The organism is Blastococcus sp. SYSU DS0669 (genome assembly GCF_054050895.1).
This window is the reverse complement of record NZ_JBJHAE010000001.1, coordinates 32,517-51,638: the sequence shown is the minus strand read 5'-3', so window position 1 is coordinate 51,638 and position 19,122 is coordinate 32,517. Positions and strand designations below refer to the sequence as shown.

Genomic DNA, 19,122 nt, shown 5'->3' with positions numbered 1-19,122 from the left:
CAGGCATGGAGCACGTGCACGACCCCGAGACAGCGGCGAACGTCCACCCCGGAGACGAGGCCCGGCGCGGCCTGTCCGGGATCGGGCTGCGCACCCGGCTGCTCGGCTCCATCCTCGTCGTCGCCCTGACCACCGTCGGCGTGGGCGCGTTCGGCATCGACCGGATGTCCACCCTCAGCGACCAGGCCCAGGAGGTCTACGACCGCGGGGCGATCCCGCTCAGCGGGCTGCAGGGACTCGAGGCGGACTGGTGGCAGCTCTCCACCAACGTCGCGCGGGCCGCCATCCCCACCCTCCCGCCCGAGACGATCGCCAAGGCGCAGCGCGGCACGGTGGCGGCCACCGAGGCCCTCGCCGCCGACACCGCCACCGTCGCGGAGATGCCCCTGGACGGGCCGACGCGTGCGGCGTTCGAGACCTTCGCCGGGGCCACCCAGGCATACCTGGCCGCGCTCGGCGAGCTGCAGACGGTGGCGACCACCAACCCCGCCGCCATGCCGGGGCTGCTCAGGACCATGAACGAGAACGAGGTCCTCATCGAGGAGTCGCTGGTCGAGGCGACCGACGCCGCGGCAGCGGCCGCCCGCGCCACCGCGGCCGACGCCAAGGCGGCCTACGAGACCGCGCGCACCATGACCCTGCTGATCATCGGCGCGGGTCTGGCGATCTCCGTCGTCCTGGCCCTCGTGGTGGCCCGCGGCGTCACCGGGCCGGTGCAGCGCATCCGCGAGGTGCTCGGCCAGGTCGCCGCCGGTGACCTCACCGTCCGCGCCGGCCGCACCGGCGGTGCCGAGCTCGGCGAGATGGCGGCGTCGCTGGACGAGACCCTCGACGCCATCGGCAACGTCCTCGTGCTGGTGAACGACTCCTCCACCCGCCTCGCCGCGGCCTCGACGCAGCTGAACGCGGCGGCCGAGGGCATGCGCGGCAATGCGGAGACCGCGGCCGGCCAGGCCGACGAGGTCGTCGCCTCCGCCGGTGCCGTCGCGTCGAGCGTGGACACGGTCGCGACCGGCTCCTCCCAGATGGAGTCGGCGATCCGCGAGATCGCGCACAACGCCACCGAGGCCGCCCGCGTCGCCGGTCAGGCCGTGTCGGTCGCCGAGAACACCACCAGGACCGTCGGCAAGCTGGGCGACTCCTCGCAGGAGATCGCCACCGTCATCAAGCTGATCAACGGCATCGCGGAGCAGACCAATCTGCTGGCGCTCAACGCCACCATCGAGGCGGCGCGGGCCGGTGAGGCGGGCAAGGGCTTCGCCGTCGTCGCCTCGGAGGTCAAGGAGCTGGCGCAGGAGACGGCGCGCGCGACCGAGGACATCTCCAAGCGCGTCGAGGCGATCCAGGCCGACACCGCCGGCGCGGTGGACGCGATCAGCCGGATCAGCTCGGTCATCGGCGAGATCAACGACTTCCAGGCGACCATCGCCGCGGCGGTCGAGGAGCAGACGGCGACGACCAACGAGATGAACCGCAACGTCGCCGAGGCGGCCAGCGGGACCCAGGGCATCGCCGCGGCGATCTCGGGGCTGGCCGCGGGCACGCAGGAGACCAACCAGCGCGTCGCCGACGCCCAGCGCGCCGCCGGTGAGCTGGCCCGGATGAGCGGTGAGCTGCAGGAGGCGGTCGGCCGCTTCACCGTCTGACCCGGCGGACCCGGCTGGGATCAGGTGACCTGATCATCGAGCGTCCTCCCTCACCGCAGACCGTGAGGGAGGACGCTCTGCGTTGAGGGAGGACGCGACCGGGCAGGCGTCAGGCGACCGCGTCCGCCGGATCGGACCCGGGCTCGGGCCGGCGGACCACCCGGAAGCGGCGAGGCCCGCTCAACGGCCGGGCCAGCAGCTCGCGGAGGCGCTCGGCGGGTCCGTGGAGCCGGGGGAGGTCCTCGTCGACGACGCGGACCACCCGCACGTCGAGGTCGCGGATCCGGTCCTCGCGACGCTTCTCCCGCCAGGCAACCTCCGCCGGGGTGCGGCCGCCGTGGGGGTCCTCGTACTTGATGCGCCCGTCGAACTCGACGGCGACACCGGCGTCCTCGAACCAGGCGTCCACCCGCGCGACGAAGCCGCGAGGCCCGTGCAGGTCCACCTGCAGCTCGGGGCGGGGCAGCCCGGCGTCCAGGAGGGCCAACCGGCCCCGCGACTCCAGCGGCGACTCGGCTCGCCCGTCGGCCAGGCCGAGGGCGCGCGCCGCCCCACCGATGCCCACCCAGTGGCTCTGCTGCAGCACCGCCGTCGTCAGCTCACGCCGGCGCACCTGCTTGCGGAAGATCGCGGCGTCGAAGGCGACGACGGCGTCGGCGACGGGCAGCTCCCTGGCGCAGTCGACCAGCGTCCGCGCGACGCCCGTCACCCGGAACGGGCCGGTGTCGACGACGTCGTCCGCGGGCAGCGCCGCGGCGGCGATGCGGTAGCCGTCGCCGACCCGCCACTGGTCCGGGTCGGTCAACCGGACGACGTCGTCCACACCGCGCGGGAGGACCAGCTCGTGGAAGCGGGCCGCGGACGAGTGGCTGAGCACCGGGCCGGCGCGGAGGACGGTGAGCGCCGCGACCGCGGCGAGGAGGTGCCGGGCCCGAGGGTCGCCGGCCGCGGTGGCCCAGGTCTCGGCCGTCACGTAGACGCCGCGGCGCAGCCGGTGCCAGGCGCCCGATCCGACGGCCGAGCGGATCTCGTCGGGGCGGTAGCCGGCGCGGCGGGCGTCGGCGACGGTGAAGACGCCGTCACGGCGTCGGGCGGCGGCCTCGAGGACTGGATGCACCGCGCCAGTCTCGGGATGCCCGGCCGACCGCGGGACGGCGTCGGCCGATCTGTGGACAACCGGCGTCCGTCCTCAGCTCGCGGTGTCCTCCCTCGCCGCAGACGCTGAGGGAGGACACCCGGTGATCAGGTCACCTGATCCCCGCCGGGGCCAGGTGCTCTCCCGCCGGGGCCAGGTGCTCCCCTGCCGGGGCCAGGTGTCAGAGGTACTGGCCGCCGCCGGGCCGGAAGTCGGGCTGCTGGGCCGGCGCCTGCCCGCCGGGGAGGGCCTTGCGGCGCATCTCCTCCAGCTGGGCGCGGGCGGCCATCTGCTGGGCGAACAGCGCCGTCTGGATGCCGTGGAACACTCCCTCCAGCCAGCCCACCAGCTGCGCCTGCGCGATCCGCAGCTCGGCGTCCGAGGGGGTCTCGCCCTCGCTGAAGGGCAGGGTGATCCGCTCCAGCTCCTCGCGCAGCTCCGGCGCCAGGCCCTGCTCGAGTTCCCGGATCGAGGAGGCGTGGATGTCGCGCAGCCGGTTGCGGCTGGCGTCGTCCAGGGGCGCGGCGCGGACCTCCTCCAACAGCTGCTTGATCATCGTGCCGATGCGCATCACCTTCGCGGGCTGCTCGACCAGCTCGCCGACGCCGGGCGCGCCGTCGCCCTCATCGTCGGACCCCTGGGGCATCGGCACGGTGCCGACCGGACGCCCGTCGGGCCCGACCACGACGACCTGCTGCGGGCGCTCGTTGCCGTTCTGCGGTGCAGTCATGCCCCCATCCTGCCCGGTGGTGCGGACGGTCCGCCGGGGCACCGGGACGGCGCGGGACCGCCGGGCGCACGAACTAGGGTGCGGCCCATGTCTTCGGGGGGCCGGCTGGACGTCGCGCGGGTGCGCGGCCTCTTCCCGGCGCTCTCCGACGGGTACGTCCACGCGGACGGTCCAGCCGGCTCGCTGGTCCCCGAGAACGTGGCGCACGCCGTGGGCTCCGCGATGCGCATGCCGGTCGCGAACCGCGGCGGGGTCTTCCCGGCGTCCGGGCGGGCCGAGGCGCTGGTCTCCGGCGCCCGCGCGGCCGTCGCCGACCTCGTGGGTGGCCGCCCCGGCGGCGTGGTCCTGGGCCCCAGCATGACGGCGCTGACCTACGGGATGGCCCGCGCGCTGGCCCGCACCTGGCGGCCGGGTGACGAGATCGTGCTGAGCCGGCTGGACCACGACGCCAACGTCCGCCCCTGGCTGCAACTGGCCGCCGCCACCGGCGTGAACGTGCGGTGGGCGGAGGTCGACATCGAGACCGGTGAGCTGCCCGCCTGGCAGTACGCCGAGCTGCTGAACCGGCGCACCCGGTTGGTGGCCGTCACCGCGGCCAGCAACGCCCTGGGCACCCGGCCCGACGTCGCCGGCATCGCCGCGGAGGCGCACGCGGCGGGGGCACTGGTCTACGTCGACGCCGTGCACGCCGCCCCGCACGTGTTCCTCGACAAGGCGTCCCTGGGCGCCGACCTCCTCGCGGTGTCGGCCTACAAGTGGTGCGGCCCGCACGTCGCGGCGGTGGTCGCCGACCCCGAACTGCTCGGCCACCTGCAGCCGGAGAAGCTGCTGCCGTCCTCCGACCGGGTGCCCGACCGGTTCGAGACGGGGACGCCGCCGTTCGAGCTCTACGCCGGCGTGAGCGCCGCCGTCGACCACCTGGCCGGTCTCTGCGGGGAGACGTTCGGCAGCCGCCGCGACCGGCTGCGGGTGTCGATGGCCGCCGTCGCCCGGCACGAGGGCGACCTGTTCGACTGGCTGGACCAGGCGCTCCGCGCCATGCGGCACGTGCAGGTGCTGGGCGAGCCCGAGCGGTGCACCCCGACGTTGTCGTTCACCGTCGCCGGCATGCGCCCCCGCCAGGTGGCCGCGGAGCTCGCCCGCGCCGGCATCTGCGCCTGGGACGGCGACTTCTACGCCCGCGAGCTCTTCGACGCCCTCGGGGTCAACGAGAGCGGGGGAGCGGTGCGCCTGGGCCTCATGCACTACAACACCGCGGACGAGGTCGGCCGGATCATCGACGCCGTCGCCGGCCTACGCCCCCGCTGAGGGCCCCGTCCTCCTCATCGCTCGCAGGCTCGCGACGAGCCTCTGGACGGGGCCGTCAGTCGCCGTTGACCAGCAGCACCTTGCCGACGTGCTCACTGGCCTCCACGACCCGGTGGGCCTCGGCCGCCCGCGACATCGGCAGGCGGCGGTCGACGATCGGCCGAATCGTGCCGCGCTCGACGTCGGGCCACACGTCGTGCCGCACGGCCGCCACGATCTCCGCCTTGCCCCCGCGGCCCTCCACCGGGCGCGACCGCAGCGCCGTGGCGTGCACCGAGGCCCGCTTGGCCAGCAGCTTCCCGATGTGCAGCTCGGCCTTCATGCCGCCCTGCATGCCGATGATCACCAGCCGCCCGCCGGTCGCGAGGGCATCGACGTTGCGGGCCAGGTACTCGGCGCCCATGTTGTCCAGGACGACGTCGACCCCACGGCCGTCGGTCGCCTCCCGCACGCGCTCGACGAAGTCCTCGTCGCGGTAGTTGATGCCGACGTCGGCGCCGAGCTCGCGGCAGACGTCGAGCTTGGCCGCCGTCCCCGCGGTCGTGAGCACCCGCGCGCCGGCGCGGGCGGCGAGTTGGATCGCCATCGTCCCGATGCCGCTGGACCCGCCGTGCACCAGGAACGTCTCGCCCCGGCGCAGCCCGGCGAGCATGAAGACGTTGGACCAGACGGTGCAGGCCACCTCCGGCAGGGCGGCGGCCGTCGCCAGCTCCACGCCCGACGGCCTGGGCAGCACCTGTGCGGCCGGGACGGCGACCCGCTCGGCGTAGCCACCGCCGGCGAGCAGGGCGCACACCTCGTCGCCGACCGCCCAGCCGGTGACGCCCTCCCCGACCTCGCTCACGATCCCGCTGCACTCCAGGCCGAGGACCTGTGTCGCACCGGGCGGGGGCGCGTAGTTGCCTCGCCGCTGGAGGAGGTCGGCGCGGTTCACGGCGGTGGCGACGACGTCGACGACGAGCTCGCCGGGGCCGCAGACCGGGTCGGGCACCTCCCCCCAGGTCAGCACATCCGGACCGCCGGGTTCGCTGATCGTCACCGCGCGCATGCCCGCACCCTAGGAGGACCGTGGGCTCCCCACCTCTCGCGGGCCGGGGCAGGACGGGTTCCGGGTCAGTCGGCCGCCAGCCGACCCCGGCGGACCGTCAGGGGCGCCAGCCGCGGATCGCGCACGGGCAGCAGCTCGATCAGCCGGTCGTGCACCTCCAGGTCGTCCTCGCCGAGGCGGTGGTGGGCCAGCTCGTGCAGCAGGTCCACGTCCCCGGAGTCGAGCACCGCACGGCGCACGGCGGCCGACAGCTCGCCGCGCAGCTGGCGGACCAGTGGCGCCTCCGAGCGGGGCAGCAGGGGCCCGGGCGCCCCCCGCAGCGCCGTGGCGGCCTGGCCCTGCTGCAGCGCGCGACGCACCGTGCCCAGGTCGCTGTCCACCGGTGTGGTCAGCCGGTAGGGCCGGGTCAGCAGCAACTCGGCGCCGATGAGGCTGCGCAGGCGGAGGACCTCGACCCGCACCGTCGTGGGGTTGCCCTCGTCGCCGTACAGCAGCAGGGCCAGCTGCTCGCCGGTGAGCCCTTCGGGGTGCAGCACCAGGGCGGTGAGCATCTCGGCAGGGCGGAGGGTGAGCGGGATCGGGCGTCCCCGCACCACCGCCCGGGGCGGCTCGTCGCCCATGAGGCGCAGGGAGAGCGCCCTCTCGGGTGGCCCGGCGGCGGTGCCGGAGAGGCGGTCGGTGGTGCGCAGGAGGAGCCCCTCGTCCAGCTGCTCGACCACCACCTCCTGACCACCGGGAAGCACGAGCCGGTCGCCCGCGGCGGGGATCTCCATGCGGTCGGGCCACCAGCCCCAGGGTTGCCCGGCGAGCAGCCGGCCGGACGGGGTGAGAAGAGCTCCGGGGGCGCCCCGCAGGGCCGTCAGGTGCCGCATGTTCTGCCGTCGCAGGCGCTCGTCGGCGATCGCCGACCGCACCCGCAGCTGGTGCTCGGCGAGCTGCGCGGTGGTGGAGACCAGTTGCACGAGCGCCGGGTGCACGGTCTGCAGAGGGCCGCTGAGGTCTATCGCGCCGAGGATCGAGCCGGTCTCCGGGTCGTGCACGGGCGCGGCCACGCAGGTCCAGCTGTGGTAGGTGCGGACGAGGTGCTCGGCCGAGTGGATCTGCACCGGCTCGTCCACGGCCAGCGTCGTTCCCATCGCGTTCGTGCCGATGGCCTGCTCGCTCCAGTTCGTGCCGGGGAACAGGCCGACCCGGTCCCCCTGGTGGAGCAGGGTGGCCGCGCCCTCCCGCCACAGGACGTTGCCGGCGGCGTCGGTGACCAGCATGACGTGCACGGCCTCGTCGGCGATGCTGGTCAGGGTGCTCTGCAGGAGGGGGAGCACCGCGTTCAGCGGGTGGGCATCCCGGATGTCCCGCAGCTCGTCTTCCGCGTAGACGACCGGCGGGGTGCGGTGCTCCGGGTCGACGTGCGCGGCGAGGCTCCGCTCCCACGAGGCCGACACGACCGGGCGCGGGCGGGGGGCGTCCGGGTCGCCGGCGAGGACCGCGTCGAAGACCCTGCTCAGGGTGCGGGCGTGCGCGACGGGATCGGGTGCCGTCCGCGCGCTGCCGAGCCGGGGCGCCGCTCCGCGTGTCACCCGCACCTCCGAGCCCCGGTGCCGGGCACCCGCCGAGCACACCTCGCCCGCGCATCATCGACCCGGCCGCGCCGGGCGGGCAACCCCCGGCGCCGCCGGGCCTGCTCGTGGCGGCAGGTGGCAGGCGTCAGGCGCCTGGCCGGCCGTCGAGCGCAGCCGCGGCCGCCGTCGCGACGACGACGTCCTGCTCGACGGATCCGGCGCTGACCCCGACCGCTCCGATGATCTCGTTCCCGCGCTGCAGGGGGATCCCCCCGCCGAAGGTGACCAGGCCGCCCGCGGTGTTCTCGAGGCCGTAGAGCTCGGCCCCCGGCTGGACGAGGGGCGTGAGCGCGGCGGTCGGCAGAGCCATCAGCGCCGACGTCACCGCCTTGCGGTTGGAGATGTCGATGCTGGCCCGGATGGCGCCGTCCATCCGGGCGAAGGCCACCAGGTGGCCACCGTCGTCGACGACGGCCACGTTCATCGGCTGGCCGATCTCTTCGGCCTTGGCGATGCCGGCGTCCAGGACCTGGCGGGCTTCTGCGTGGGTGAGGCGAGGTGTCATGGCGGGCAGCAAACCGTCAACGCTCCGTCGGGGCCAGCCCTCCCGTCGTGCCGGTCCGCGGCCCGGTGCCCGCCGTCCCCCGACGCAACGCGCGTGCAACGTGGCGCCTGTCACAGTTGCCGGGCTGGACGCCCGCGCCGGACCACCACAGGAGCGCCGCCGGATGAGCACGCCACCGAGCAGACCGCTGACCCCCGCCGACTACCCGCTGTCCATCAACCGGCCCGACCTCCTGCGCACCCCCACCGGCAAGTCGGTCAGCGACCTGACCATGGCCGCGGTGGTGTCCGGCGAGCTGTCGGCCGACGACCTGCGGATCGCCCCGCAGACCCTCGAGCTGCAGGCCCAGCTGGCCGAGGCGAGCGGCCGCCCGCAGCTGGCGGCCAACTTCCGGCGCGCGGCGGAGATGGCCGTGATACCCGACGTCGAGGTGCTGCAGATGTACAACGCGCTCCGCCCCCGCGCCTCGACGGGTGCGGAGCTGCGCTCGCTCGCCGACCGGCTGGAAGGCACGTACTCGGCGCCGACCTGCGCCGGCCTGGTCCGCGAGGCCGCCGAGGTCTACGCCCGGCGCCGCCTGCTGGCCCCCGACGCCGCCCCCGACGACGCCACCGACGCCGACGGTCCGGTCGCCTCCGGGGACGTGCCCCCCACCGCCGCCGACGACGTCGCGGCCGCAGACCTCACCCCCGAGCTGAGCGAGAGGACACCGCGGACATGACCACCACGCAGCCCCGCACGGCGGACGAGCCCGGGCGCTCCCGGCGCACCGACGTCCTCGAGGCGCGGCCGGTCAACCTCGACGGCTTCGTGGAGGAGTGGCCCGAGAAGGGCCTCGTGGCGATGGAGAGCGCCTTCGACCCGGCCCCGGGTGTGCGGGTGGAGGACGGCCGGATCGTCGAGCTCGACGGCCGCGCACGCGCCGACTTCGACTTCATGGACACCTTCATCGCCGACCACGCGATCGACGTCGCCACGGCCGAGGCATCCAACGCCGTGCCGTCGATCGAGATCGCCCGGATGCTCATCGACCCCCGGACCTCCCGCGCCGACGTGCTCCAGGTGACGCGCGGCCTCACCCCCGCCAAGATCCTCGACGTCGTCAAGCTGATGAACGTCGTCGAGATCATGCAGGGGATGCAGAAGATGCGGGCCCGCCGCACCCCGGCGAACCAGGCCCACTCCACCAGCGCCCGCGACAACCCGCTCCAGGTCGCCGTGGACGCCGCCGAGGGAGCGCTGCGCGGGTTCGCCGAGCTGGAGACGACGCTGGGCGTGGTGCGGTACGCCCCGCTGGTGGCGATCGCGCTGCAGGTGGGCGGGCAGGTCGGGCGCGGTGGCGTCCTCACCCAGTGCGCGCTGGAGGAGGCGACCGAGCTCGAGCTGGGCATGCGCGGCATCACCGCCTATGCGGAGACCATCTCCGTGTACGGGACGGAGTCGGTGTTCGTCGACGGCGACGACACCCCCTGGTCCAAGGCATTCCTCGCCTCGGCGTACGCCTCCCGCGGCATCAAGATGCGCTTCACCTCCGGGACCGGGTCGGAGGTGCAGATGGGCAACGCCGAGGGCAGGTCCATGCTCTACCTGGAGATCCGCTGCATCCTCATGGCCAAGGGCGCCGGCGTGCAGGGTCTGCAGAACGGGTCGATCAGCTGCATCGGCGTGCCCGGGGCGGTACCGGGCGGCATCCGCGCGGTGGCCGCGGAGAACCTGGTGGCCAGCATGCTCGACCTCGAGTGCGCGTCGGGGAACGACCAGTCCTTCTCCCACTCCTCGATGCGCCGGGTGGCCCGGCTGATGCCGCAGCTGCTGCCGGGCACCGACTTCGTCTGCTCCGGCTACTCGGCCGTGCCGAACCCCGACAACATGTTCGCGGGTTCCAACTTCGACACCGACGACTACGACGACTGGAACACCATCCAGCGCGACCTCCAGGTCGACGGGGGCCTCCGGCACGTGCGCGAGGACGAGATCCTCGCCGTCCGGAACAGAGCGGCGCGGGCACTGCAGGCCCTCTTCGCCCACCTGGACCTCCCGTCGATCACCGACGAGGAGGTGGAGGCGGCGACCCGCGCGAACTCCTCCAACGACTACCCGTTCCGGGACGTGCTCGCCGACCTCAAGGGTGCGCAGTCCGTGATGGACCGCGGGATCACCGGCTTGGACCTCGTGCGGGGACTGGAGGCCACCGGCTTCCACGACGTCGCGGAGAACCTGCTGGCGGTCCTGCGCCAACGGGTGAGCGGGGACCTGTTGCAGACGTCCGCCGTCCTCACCGCCGACTTCGTGCCGCTGTCGGCGATCAACGACGCCAACGACTACGCCGGGCCCGGCACGGGCTACCGGCTGGAGGGCGAGAGGTGGGAGCAGCTCAAGAAGCTGCGGCACGTCACCTCCGCCACCGACCCCGAGACCGAGGTGAGCTGAACCGTGACCACGCTGGAGACGACGCCGGCACGACCGGAGCGCACGCTCGCGCTCCGCGAGGTGGGGCCGGCCGGCCGGGGGACCCGCGGCGACGAGGTCGTGGTCGCGGTGTCCCCGGCGTTCGGTGGGCACTTCAGCCAGACGATCGTCGGGGTGCCGCACGCCGAGGTGCTGCGTCAGCTGCTCGCCGGCATCGAGGAGCAGGGCGTGTCGGCGCGGGTCGTGCGCGTCTGGTCGACCGCCGATCTCGCCGCCCTGTCGCACACCGCCGCGAAGCTGTCCGGCTCGGGGATCTCGGTGGGGCTGCTCTCCCGGGGCACCACGATGATCCACCAGAAGGACCTCGCGCGGCTGAGCAACCTCGAGCTCTTCCCCCAGTCCCCGCTGCTCGACCCGCCGGTGTTCCGGATGATCGGCTCGAACGCAGCCCAGTACGCCAAGGGCGAGTCACCCCAGCCCGTACCGACCCGAAACGACCAGATGGCGCGACCCCGGTGGCAGGCGAAGGCCGCTCTGCTGCACCTCAAGGAGTTCGAGTGCATCCAGCACGACCGCGAGCCGGTCGAGCTGGCGGTGGCGTTCGGGCCCGCCGGCTGAGGTGACCGGTCAGCGCGGTCGACGGCTCGTCGTCGGCGTCGACATCGGCAACTCCACCACCGAGGCCTGCGTCGCCGTGATCGGTGCGGACGGCGCGGCCGACCACCTGGGCACCGATCTGACGCACACCACCGGCGTGAAGGGGACCCCGGACAACAGCGCGGGAGCGCTCGTCGCGATCCGGGGCGCCCTGGCCCGTGCCGGGCGGGATCCCGCCGACGTGCACGTCGTGCTGCTCAACGAGGCGACGCCGGTCATCAGCGGGCTGGCCATGGAGACGATCACCGAGACGATCATCACCGAATCGACCATGATCGGGCACAACCCGGCCACCCCGGGCGGGGAGGGGCTCGGGGTGGGCACCACCGTGTCGGTCACCGACCTCGCCGCGCAGGAGGCCGGGACGCCGGTGATCTGCGTGGTGCCCCACGGCTGGGACTTCGACGACGTCGCCGGCGCCCTCAACACGGCGGTCGACCGCGGCGTGGAGGTCGTGGCCGCGGTGCTCGCCGGGGATGACGCCGTCCTGGTCACCAACCGGCTCGCACGGCCCATACCGGTGGTCGACGAGGTCGCGTCGGTGGAGAAGGTGCCGCTGGGCATGCTCGCCGCGGTCGAGGTGGCCGCGCCCGGTCGCACCATCCGGACCCTGTCGAACACCTACGGGTTGGCCACCGTGTTCGGCCTGGACCCCGAGCAGACCCGGCACGTGTCGCCCGTGGCGCGGGCGCTCACCGGCAACCGCTCGGCCGTCGTGATCCGGACCCCGTCGGGTGACGTCTCCGACCGGCGCATCCCGGTGGGGGTCCTGGAGCTGCGGGGTGCCGGCAAGACCCTGCGGGTCGACGTCGACGCCGGTGCGGAGGCGATCATGGCGACCCTCGCCCGCGTCCAGCCGCTCGACGACGCGCACGGTGAGCCGGGCACCCACGTGGGTGGCATGCTGGCCCAGGTCCGCGACACCATGGCCGACGTCATGGAGGTGCCCGGTCAGGCGGGCGTCCCCTCGGCGGAGATCGCCATCCGCGACGTCCTGGCCGTCGACACCTTCGTGCCCGCCGAGGTGCGCGGCGGGCTGGCGGGTGAGGTCGCGCTGGAGAACGCGGTCGCGCTGGCGGCGATGGTGCGCACCAGCCGCAGCCGCATGCAGCTGGTGGCCGACGAGGTGTCCACCCGGCTGGGCGTCCCGGCCGAGATCGGTGGGGTCGAGGGTGAGATGGCCGTGCGCGGCGCCCTGACCACCCCGGGCGTGGACCGGCCGGTCGCGGTGCTCGACCTCGGTGGCGGATCGACCGACGCGGCCCTGGTGGACCGCGCCGGCCGGAGCACCGCGGTGCACGTCGCGGGTGCGGGCGAGCTCGTCACCAAGCTCATCGACTCGGAGCTGGCGCTGGACGACCGGGAGGTGGCCGAGAGCGTCAAGCGGTTCCCGCTGGCGAAGGTCGAGAGCTTCTTCCACGTCCGCCACGAGGACGGGACGGTGCAGTTCTTCCCCGACCCGCTGCCGGCCCACGTGTTCGCCCGGGTGGTGGTCATGACGCCGGAGGGGCCGGTCCCGGTGGTCACCAGGCACGGGCTGGACCGCGTGCGCCGTGTCCGCCGGGAGGCCAAGCGCCGGGTCTTCGTCGTCAACTCCCTGCGCGCGCTCCGCCAGGTCGCGCCGGACGCGGACCTGCGTGCCCTCGACTTCGTGGTCCTGCTCGGCGGCTCCGCCCTGGACTTCGAGATCCCGGACATGATCGCCGACGCGCTGGCCGGTCACGGCATCGTGTGCGGAACCGGGAACGTGCTGGGCACCGAGGGGCCGCGCAACGCCGTCGCCTCGGGCCTCGTGCACGCCTACGCGGCGGCCACCGCCGTCCCGGCGGCGCCGGTGGACGCAGCCGCCGCCGTGCCGTGACCGCGCCGGGGAGGTCGGCACCGGAGCCCCCGGCGGTGCTCGTGCACCGCCACGCGGATGCCGATGCCACGGTGCTGCGCGAGCTCCACGCCGGCATGGAGGAGGAGGGGGTGCCGACCCGCGAGGTCGTGCTCCCGCACGGATCCCCGGATGCCGTGGCGATGGCGCACGCCGCGGCGACCGACTCCCGGCTGGAGGTGGGGATCGGGGTGGACGCCGCCGGGGCGGTCGCGGTGCACCACGGGAAGCTCCCCGCGCGGCGCGCGGTGCTCGTCGTCGGGGCGGGCGCGGGACCGGTCGAGCTGCGCCGGGCCGGCCGGACGGCCGGGCGGGTGGTCAAGGGTCTGCCGCTGGGGTGAGGCCCCGGCACGTCGCCGTGCCGGGGCCCCACCGCCGTCGCGGGGCGTTCTCAGGCGCGGGCCTTGAGGTCCTTGCGCAGGATCTTGCCGGCTGCCGACTTCGGCACCTGCTCGATGAACTCGACGAAGCGGATCTTCTTGTGCGGGGCCACCTTCTCGGACATGTACGCCATGACGGCGTCCTCGGAGAGCTCCGAGCCCGGCGCGCGGACGATGAACGCCTTCGGCAGCTCCTCGCCGCTCTCCTTGTCCGGCACGCCGATGACGGCGGCGTCGGCGATCTCCGGGTGGTTGATCAGCACGGCCTCGAGCTCGGCCGGGGCCACCTGGTAGCCCTTGTACTTGATCAGCTCCTTGACGCGGTCGACGACCGTGTAGCAGCCGTTCTCGTCGACGACGGCGACGTCGCCGGTGTGCAGCCAGCCCTCGCTGTCGACGGTCCCGGCGGTGGCGTCGGGGTTGTTCAGGTAGCCCTTCATCACCTGCGGGCCGCGCACCCACAGCTCACCGCGCTCGCCCGGCGCGGCGTCCTGGCCGGTGCCCGGGTCGACCAGCCGGCACTCGGTGTTGGGCACCGCGTACCCGACCGAGCCCTTGGGCACCTCGCTGCTGACGCCCGGCGGCTCGGCGCCCGGGTCGGGCGTGGTGTGCGAGACCGGCGAGAGCTCGGTCATGCCGTAGCCCTGCCCGACGGTGACGCCGGTGTCGGCGCCCTTGCGCAGCCGGTCCTGGGCCGCCAGTGCGAGCTGCTCGTCGAGCGGGGCGGCGCCCGACAGGATCGAGGTCAGCGACGACAGGTCGTACTGGTCGACCACCGGGTGCTTGGCCATCGCCAGCAGGATGGGCGGCGCGACGAACGCGCGGGTGATCTTGTGGTCCTGGATGGTGCGGAGGAAGTCCTCCAGGTCGAAGCGCGGCAGCGTGACGACGGCGCCGCCCCACGCCAGGCCCTGGTTCATCAGCACGGTCAGGCCGTAGATGTGGAAGAACGGCAGGACGGCGATGATCCGCTCGTCCTCGCCCAGCCGGATCAGCGGGCGGCACTGCGCGACGTTGGCCACCAGGTTGCGGTGGGTCAGCATGACGCCCTTGGGCAGCCCGGTGGTGCCGCTGGAGTACGGCAGCGTGACCAGGTCGTTCGCCGGGTCGATGTCCACCTGGACCGACGGCGCGTCGGCGCCCAGCAGGTCGAACAGGTTGGCGTGCCCCTCGGCGCCGTCGAGCACGATGATCTCGTCCAGCGGCGTCTTCTCCGCGGCCGCCGTGGCGCGGTCCAGGAACAGCCCGATGGTGATCAGGATCTTCGCGCCGGAGTCCTTCAGCTGGAAGGCGATCTCGTCGGGCGTGTAGAGCGAGTTGATCGGGCTCATCACGCAGCCGGCTGCGGCGATGCCGTGGAAGACCACCGGGAACCACGGGGTGTTCGGGCAGAAGACGGCGACGACGTCGCCCTTGCGCAGGCCGCGGGCGTGCAGGTTGGCCGCGACCCGGTCGACGTACTGGGCCAGCTGGCCGTGCGTGATGACGTCGCCCTTGAGGCCGTCGATCAGGGCCGGTGCATCGGGCTTCTCCCGGCCGGCCGCCAGGACGAACTCGGGGACGGAGACGTTCGGGATCTCGACGTCGGGATACGGGCTCGACAGCGCCACGGGTGTTCCTCCTCGCATGGTGTGTGGCGCCAGTCTCACACCCGCGGTGTCCCCGCTCACAAGGGGGTTACCGGCGGGTTCGCCCGGTCAGCGGGGCCACAGCACAGACTGCGTGCACCGGAACAACGCGATGGTCTTCCCGGTGGCGGCGTTGCGGACGACGGCGTCCCACACCTGGGTGGTCCGCCCGGCGTGCACGTTGGTGGCCTCGCAGGTGAGCCGGCCCTCCCGCGCGGTGCTCAGGTGGTTGCTCTTGAGCTCGATCGTGGTGAACCCGCTGGCACCCTCGGGGAGCAGCGCGCGCGTGGGCAGGCCGCAGGAGGTGTCCGCGAGGGTGACGACGGTGCCCGCGTGCAGGTAGCCGTTGGGGGCGAGCAGCTCGGGCCGGACGTCGAGGTGGCTCGTCAGCCGACCGGGCTCGTGGGTGTCGACGACGATGCCGAGCAGGCCGGGGAGGGTGCCCGGCAGCAGGTCGTTGAGCTCGTCGGCGGTCAGGAACCCGGTGGCGGACATGGGAAGGGAACTTAGCTGCAGGGGTGCCCGCGAGGAGCGGGGCCCGAAGGGTCCCGGCGAGTGGGCGGCGCGCCCCGGCCCCTCCGCAGGGGCCCGCGCCGAGCCTGCGAGGCGTGGGCGGCAGGGGGTCCTCTCTCACGCGAGGCCGCGGACGGTGCGCACCGGCGGGCGGGTGCCGCGGATTGAGGCCACCATGTCCAGCGTCTGCCGGGTCGGGGCGACGTCGTGGGCGCGGAACACCCGGGCGCCCAGCCAGGCGCTCACCGCGGTCGCGGCCAGCGTGCCGGTGAGCCGCTCGCCCAGCGGGACGTCGAGGGTCTCGCCGACGAAGTCCTTGTTCGACAGCGCCACGAGCACCGGCCAGCCGGTCGCGACGAGCTCGTCCAGCCGGCGGGTCGCCTCCAGCGAGTGCCGGGTGTTCTTGCCGAAGTCGTGCCCCGGGTCGACCAGCACGCGCTCGCGGTCCACCCCGGCGGCGACGGCGGCCTCGGCCAGCGTCGTCGTCCGCGTGACGATGTCGGCGACGACGTCGTCGTAGGCGACACGGTGCGGCCGGGTGCGCGGCGGCAGCCCACCGGCGTGGGTGCAGACGATGCCGGCGCCGGCCTCGGCCGCGACGACCGCCAGCGCCGGGTCCACGCCGCCCCAGGCGTCGTTCACCACGTCGGCGCCGGCGGCCAGCGCCTCGCGGGCGACCCCGGCCCGCCAGGTGTCGATGGAGATGGGCAGGGCGGGGTGCGCGGCGCGGATCGCGGCCACGAGGTCGACGGTCCGGCGCACCTCCTCGGCGGGGGAGACCTCCTCGCCGGGCGCGGCCTTCACGCCGCCGACGTCGACCATGTCCGCGCCCTCGGCGACCACCTGGTCCACCCGCTCGACGGCCGCGGCCAGCTCGTAGGTGGCCCCGCGGTCGTAGAACGAGTCGGGGGTGCGGTTGACGATCGCCATGACCACGAACGCGCCGTCCGGAACGTCGAGCGCCCCCAGTCGCAGCAACCCGCTCCCCGTCCCATGGTGGTGTGTGGTGGAGTCAGCCAACCAGACCGTGCACGAGGAGGCAGAGCAGATGGCGCAGACGACGGCCGAGGGCGTCGAGGGGGTCCAGGGCCTGGTGGGTCAGCACCTGGGCCACAGCGACTGGGTGACGATCACGCAGGAGCAGGTGAACCAGTTCGCCGAGGCGACCGGCGACCACCAGTGGATCCACGTCGACCCGGAGCGGGCGAAGAAGGAGAGCCCGTTCGGCGGGCCCATCGCCCACGGCTACCTGACGCTGTCGCTGCTGCCCGCGCTGATGCCGCAGATCGTCGAGATCACCGGCTTCCGGATGGGCGTGAACTACGGCACCGAGAAGGTGCGCTTCCCCTCGCCGGTGCCCGTCGGCGCGCGGGTGCGGGCCTCTGCCACGCTCGAGGCGGCGACGCCGTTCGAGGGCGGCATCCAGATGAACCTCGCCGTCACCGTGGAGGTCGAGGGCGGCAGCAAGCCGGCGATGGTCGCCACCGTCGTCTACCGCCGCTACCTCTGACCGGCGGGCGGTCGGCTCGCAACCGCCGTCCACCCTCACCGCCGGGCGTCCTCCCTCACCGCGCACCGCGAGGGAGGACGCCCGACGATCAGGCCACCTGATCCCAGCGCCGGGGACGGGTCAGGTGACGATCGCCTGGCTGATCAGCTGGCGCAGGTAGGTGCGGATCGGCAGCGTGCTCGAGGGCAGCAGCTGCGTGTAGAAGCCGACCGTCAGGTCCTCGACCGGGTCCACGTAGAACGCCGTCGACGCCGCCCCGCCCCAGCTGTAGTCGCCGACGCTGGAGACGACGCCGTAGCGCACCGGGTCGATCACCATCGAGACCCCGAGGCCGAAGCCCACCCCGCGCAGCGGCGTCTCGGCGAACAGCGGCCGGCCGAAGGTCTCCAGGTCCTGCCCACCGGGGATGTGGTTCCTGACCATGTGGGCCAGCGTCCGCGGCCCGAGCAGCCGGCCGCCGTCGTAGGAGCCGCCGCGGCGCATCATCTCCGCGAACCGCAGGTAGTCACCGGCGGTGGAGACGAGCCCGCCGCCGCCGGAGAGGAACGCGGGCTTGCTCAGGGCCGCCTGGCCCATGGCGTCGAGCGGGGCGAAGCCCGTGGGCGCGCCCCCCGGCCGGCCGGGGGTGGCGGCGTAGAGCCGGGCCAGGGTGTCGGGGTCGTCCTCGGGGCGCAGCCCGAACGACGTGTTCGCCATGCCGAGCGGCGCGAAGATGCGCTGCTCGAAGAACTCGTCCAGCGGCTGCCCGGAGACGACCTCGACCAGCCGGCCCAGCACGTCGGTGGAGACGCCGTAGTTCCACTCGCTGCCGGGCTGGAAGACCAGCGGCACCGAGGCCCACTGCCGGCAGACCTCGGCGGAGTCCGCGCCGGGCGGGGTGCCCCACTCGTGGCCCATCGCGCGGTACATGGCGTCGACGGGGTGGGCGTGGTGGAAGCCGTAGGTGAGCCCCGACATGTGCGTGAGCAGGTGCCAGATCCGGATCGGCTCCACCTGCGGCGCGGTGACCGGCTTCATCGTCGACCCGGCCACGTACACGCGGGTCTCGGCGAACTCCGGCAGCCACCGCGAGATCGGGTCGGAGAGCTGGAAGGCGCCCTCCTCGTACAGCATCATCGCCGCGACCGAGGTGACCGGCTTCGTCATCGAGAAGATGCGCCACCGGGTGTCCAGCTCGACGGGGCGGCCGTGCTCGACGTCGCGGGAGCCGTAGCGCCCGACGTGCACCAGCTTCCCGTGGCGGGCGACCGTCACCAGGAAGCCGGGCAGCTGGCCCTCCTCGACGTAGCGGGCCAGCCGGCCGTCCAGGCGTCCCAACCGGGCGGGGTCCATGCCCACCTCTGCCGGGTCGGTGACCACCTGCAGTTCGTCGCTCACGCGCACCTCCGGGTCCCGGGCGCCGACCGCCGCCGGGCGACGCCTCGACCGCATCCTGGCTCACGGCGTTGTGAGCCCGGACACACGGGGTCGGCGTCGGCCCGGCTGCGGGCGCGACCCGGGGTCAGACCGGGACGGAGCTCGCGGCCTTCTTCAGGTTGGAGCCGGCGGTCACCTTGACGGTGTTGGCCGCGGGGATGTCGATCGACTCACCGGTCTGCGGGTTGCGGCCGGTGCGGGCGGAGCGCTGCGTGCGCTCGACCGTGATCAGCCCGGAGACGGCGACCTTCTCGCCACGCGTGATCGCGTCGACGAGCTCGTCCTGGAGGCCGGCGAGGACCGAGTCGACCGTCGAGGTCGGGACGTCGGCGCGCTTGGCGATGGCGGAGACCAGTTCAGCCTTGTTCATGGAGCAACCTTTCCGTAGGGGGTGGCGGTGCCGTGTCCTCGGCACGCAGCCGGCTCTTCACCCGGACGCGCGGGACGACACCGGGGTTCCCGCTCCCACGCCTGGCGGGGGTGCGAGCACCCGGTCTCGCGGGATTCCGGGCCGGGGGCACGGTGTCATGCCACCTGCAGGTCTGGCCAGTGGGGGGTCCTGGGAAACCCGGCAGACCCGCTGATCACAGCCGTCACGCGGTCCCGCGGCCCCTGCGGGCTGGCTCAGCCGCTCCTCGGGCGGGGTCGGTGCAGACGACGGGGGTGAAGCGGTGGGCGGCCGGGCGGGTGGGCGCCCTGCGCAGGGCGTCCCCGACACCGGTCGAGAGGTGCACCCGCA

General features: G+C 74.0%; 18 protein-coding genes. 8 read left to right on the top strand and 10 right to left on the bottom strand.

What is annotated here, in order from left to right; translation table 11 throughout:
* Positions 1-5: 5 nt before the first annotated feature.
* Positions 6-1,646 carry a methyl-accepting chemotaxis protein gene (locus ACI792_RS00225; RefSeq protein WP_456600791.1) on the top strand — a complete coding sequence of 547 codons (1,641 nt, stop codon included), beginning with the start codon at positions 6-8 and terminating at the stop codon, positions 1,644-1,646.
* Positions 1,647-1,755: 109 nt separating this feature from the next.
* Here ACI792_RS00225 and ACI792_RS00220 read toward each other — a convergent pair whose 3' ends face one another.
* Together ACI792_RS00220 and ACI792_RS00215 are read right to left on the bottom strand one after the other, a co-directional pair.
* Positions 1,756-2,763, bottom strand: a complete 1,008-nt coding sequence (locus ACI792_RS00220) for a type IV toxin-antitoxin system AbiEi family antitoxin domain-containing protein (RefSeq protein WP_456600790.1) — start codon at positions 2,761-2,763, stop codon at positions 1,756-1,758.
* A gap of 199 nt (positions 2,764-2,962) precedes the next feature.
* Entirely contained in the window at positions 2,963-3,511 is a 549-nt protein-coding gene (locus ACI792_RS00215) for a bacterial proteasome activator family protein (protein ID WP_456600789.1), read from the bottom strand.
* Positions 3,512-3,598: 87 nt separating this feature from the next.
* Here ACI792_RS00215 and ACI792_RS00210 point away from each other — a divergent pair, with 87 nt between their 5' ends.
* Positions 3,599-4,819: a cysteine desulfurase-like protein gene (locus ACI792_RS00210; RefSeq protein WP_456600788.1), complete on the top strand. Its 1,221-nt coding sequence runs from the start codon at positions 3,599-3,601 to the stop codon at positions 4,817-4,819.
* Positions 4,820-4,874: 55 nt separating this feature from the next.
* On the opposite strand, the gene ACI792_RS00205 is transcribed toward ACI792_RS00210, so the two are convergent.
* The 3 genes from ACI792_RS00205 to ACI792_RS00195 form a co-directional block, all read right to left on the bottom strand.
* On the bottom strand, positions 4,875-5,867 hold the full coding sequence (locus tag ACI792_RS00205) for an NAD(P)H-quinone oxidoreductase (protein WP_456600787.1): 993 nt from the start codon (positions 5,865-5,867) through the stop codon (positions 4,875-4,877).
* Positions 5,868-5,932: 65 nt separating this feature from the next.
* The gene (locus tag ACI792_RS00200; RefSeq protein WP_456600786.1) at positions 5,933-7,444 is read right to left on the bottom strand and encodes a GAF domain-containing protein; all 1,512 of its coding nucleotides are present in this window, start codon (positions 7,442-7,444) and stop codon (positions 5,933-5,935) included.
* 127 nt (positions 7,445-7,571) lie between these two features.
* Entirely contained in the window at positions 7,572-7,991 is a 420-nt protein-coding gene (locus ACI792_RS00195; RefSeq protein WP_456600785.1) for a GlcG/HbpS family heme-binding protein, read from the bottom strand.
* Positions 7,992-8,154: 163 nt separating this feature from the next.
* On the opposite strand from ACI792_RS00195, the gene ACI792_RS00190 reads away from it, so the two are divergent.
* Genes ACI792_RS00190 through ACI792_RS00170 form a run of 5 tightly spaced genes read left to right on the top strand, consistent with a single transcriptional unit; the run spans position 8,155 to position 13,277 of the window.
* A complete protein-coding gene (locus tag ACI792_RS00190; protein ID WP_456600784.1) occupies positions 8,155-8,712 on the top strand; it encodes a diol dehydratase small subunit in 558 nt (185 codons plus the stop codon).
* A complete protein-coding gene (locus ACI792_RS00185) occupies positions 8,709-10,421 on the top strand; it encodes a propanediol/glycerol family dehydratase large subunit (protein ID WP_456600783.1) in 1,713 nt (570 codons plus the stop codon). Before ACI792_RS00190 ends, ACI792_RS00185 begins: the two co-directional genes overlap by 4 nt.
* A gap of 3 nt (positions 10,422-10,424) precedes the next feature.
* On the top strand, positions 10,425-11,018 hold the full coding sequence (locus tag ACI792_RS00180) for a propanediol/glycerol family dehydratase medium subunit (protein ID WP_456600782.1): 594 nt from the start codon (positions 10,425-10,427) through the stop codon (positions 11,016-11,018).
* A 1-nt stretch (position 11,019) separates the two neighbouring features.
* Complete coding sequence (locus ACI792_RS00175) at positions 11,020-12,918, top strand: diol dehydratase reactivase subunit alpha (protein ID WP_456600781.1); 1,899 nt, start codon at positions 11,020-11,022, stop codon at positions 12,916-12,918.
* A gap of 35 nt (positions 12,919-12,953) precedes the next feature.
* The gene (locus ACI792_RS00170) at positions 12,954-13,277 is read left to right on the top strand and encodes a glycerol dehydratase reactivase beta/small subunit family protein (protein WP_456582455.1); all 324 of its coding nucleotides are present in this window, start codon (positions 12,954-12,956) and stop codon (positions 13,275-13,277) included.
* 50 nt (positions 13,278-13,327) lie between these two features.
* Here ACI792_RS00170 and ACI792_RS00165 read toward each other — a convergent pair whose 3' ends face one another.
* From ACI792_RS00165 to folP, 3 genes are all read right to left on the bottom strand, one after another.
* Positions 13,328-14,926, bottom strand: coding sequence for a 4-coumarate--CoA ligase family protein (locus ACI792_RS00165; protein WP_456600780.1), 1,599 nt, complete (start codon positions 14,924-14,926; stop codon positions 13,328-13,330).
* A gap of 87 nt (positions 14,927-15,013) precedes the next feature.
* Entirely contained in the window at positions 15,014-15,439 is a 426-nt protein-coding gene (locus ACI792_RS00160) for a PaaI family thioesterase (protein WP_456582453.1), read from the bottom strand.
* A 135-nt stretch (positions 15,440-15,574) separates the two neighbouring features.
* Complete coding sequence (gene folP, locus ACI792_RS00155; RefSeq protein WP_456600779.1) at positions 15,575-16,435, bottom strand: dihydropteroate synthase; 861 nt, start codon at positions 16,433-16,435, stop codon at positions 15,575-15,577.
* Between the two features lie 28 nt (positions 16,436-16,463).
* Between folP and ACI792_RS00150 the strand changes: the two genes are divergently transcribed.
* Positions 16,464-16,967, top strand: a complete 504-nt coding sequence (locus ACI792_RS00150; protein WP_456582451.1) for a MaoC family dehydratase — start codon at positions 16,464-16,466, stop codon at positions 16,965-16,967.
* A gap of 120 nt (positions 16,968-17,087) precedes the next feature.
* Here ACI792_RS00150 and ACI792_RS00145 read toward each other — a convergent pair whose 3' ends face one another.
* Positions 17,088-18,344, bottom strand: a complete 1,257-nt coding sequence (locus ACI792_RS00145; protein ID WP_456600778.1) for a serine hydrolase domain-containing protein — start codon at positions 18,342-18,344, stop codon at positions 17,088-17,090.
* Between the two features lie 124 nt (positions 18,345-18,468).
* Positions 18,469-18,753 (bottom strand): HU family DNA-binding protein, encoded by a 285-nt coding sequence (locus tag ACI792_RS00140; RefSeq protein WP_456582449.1) that lies wholly within the window; start codon positions 18,751-18,753, stop codon positions 18,469-18,471.
* Positions 18,754-19,122: the final 369 nt, after the last annotated feature.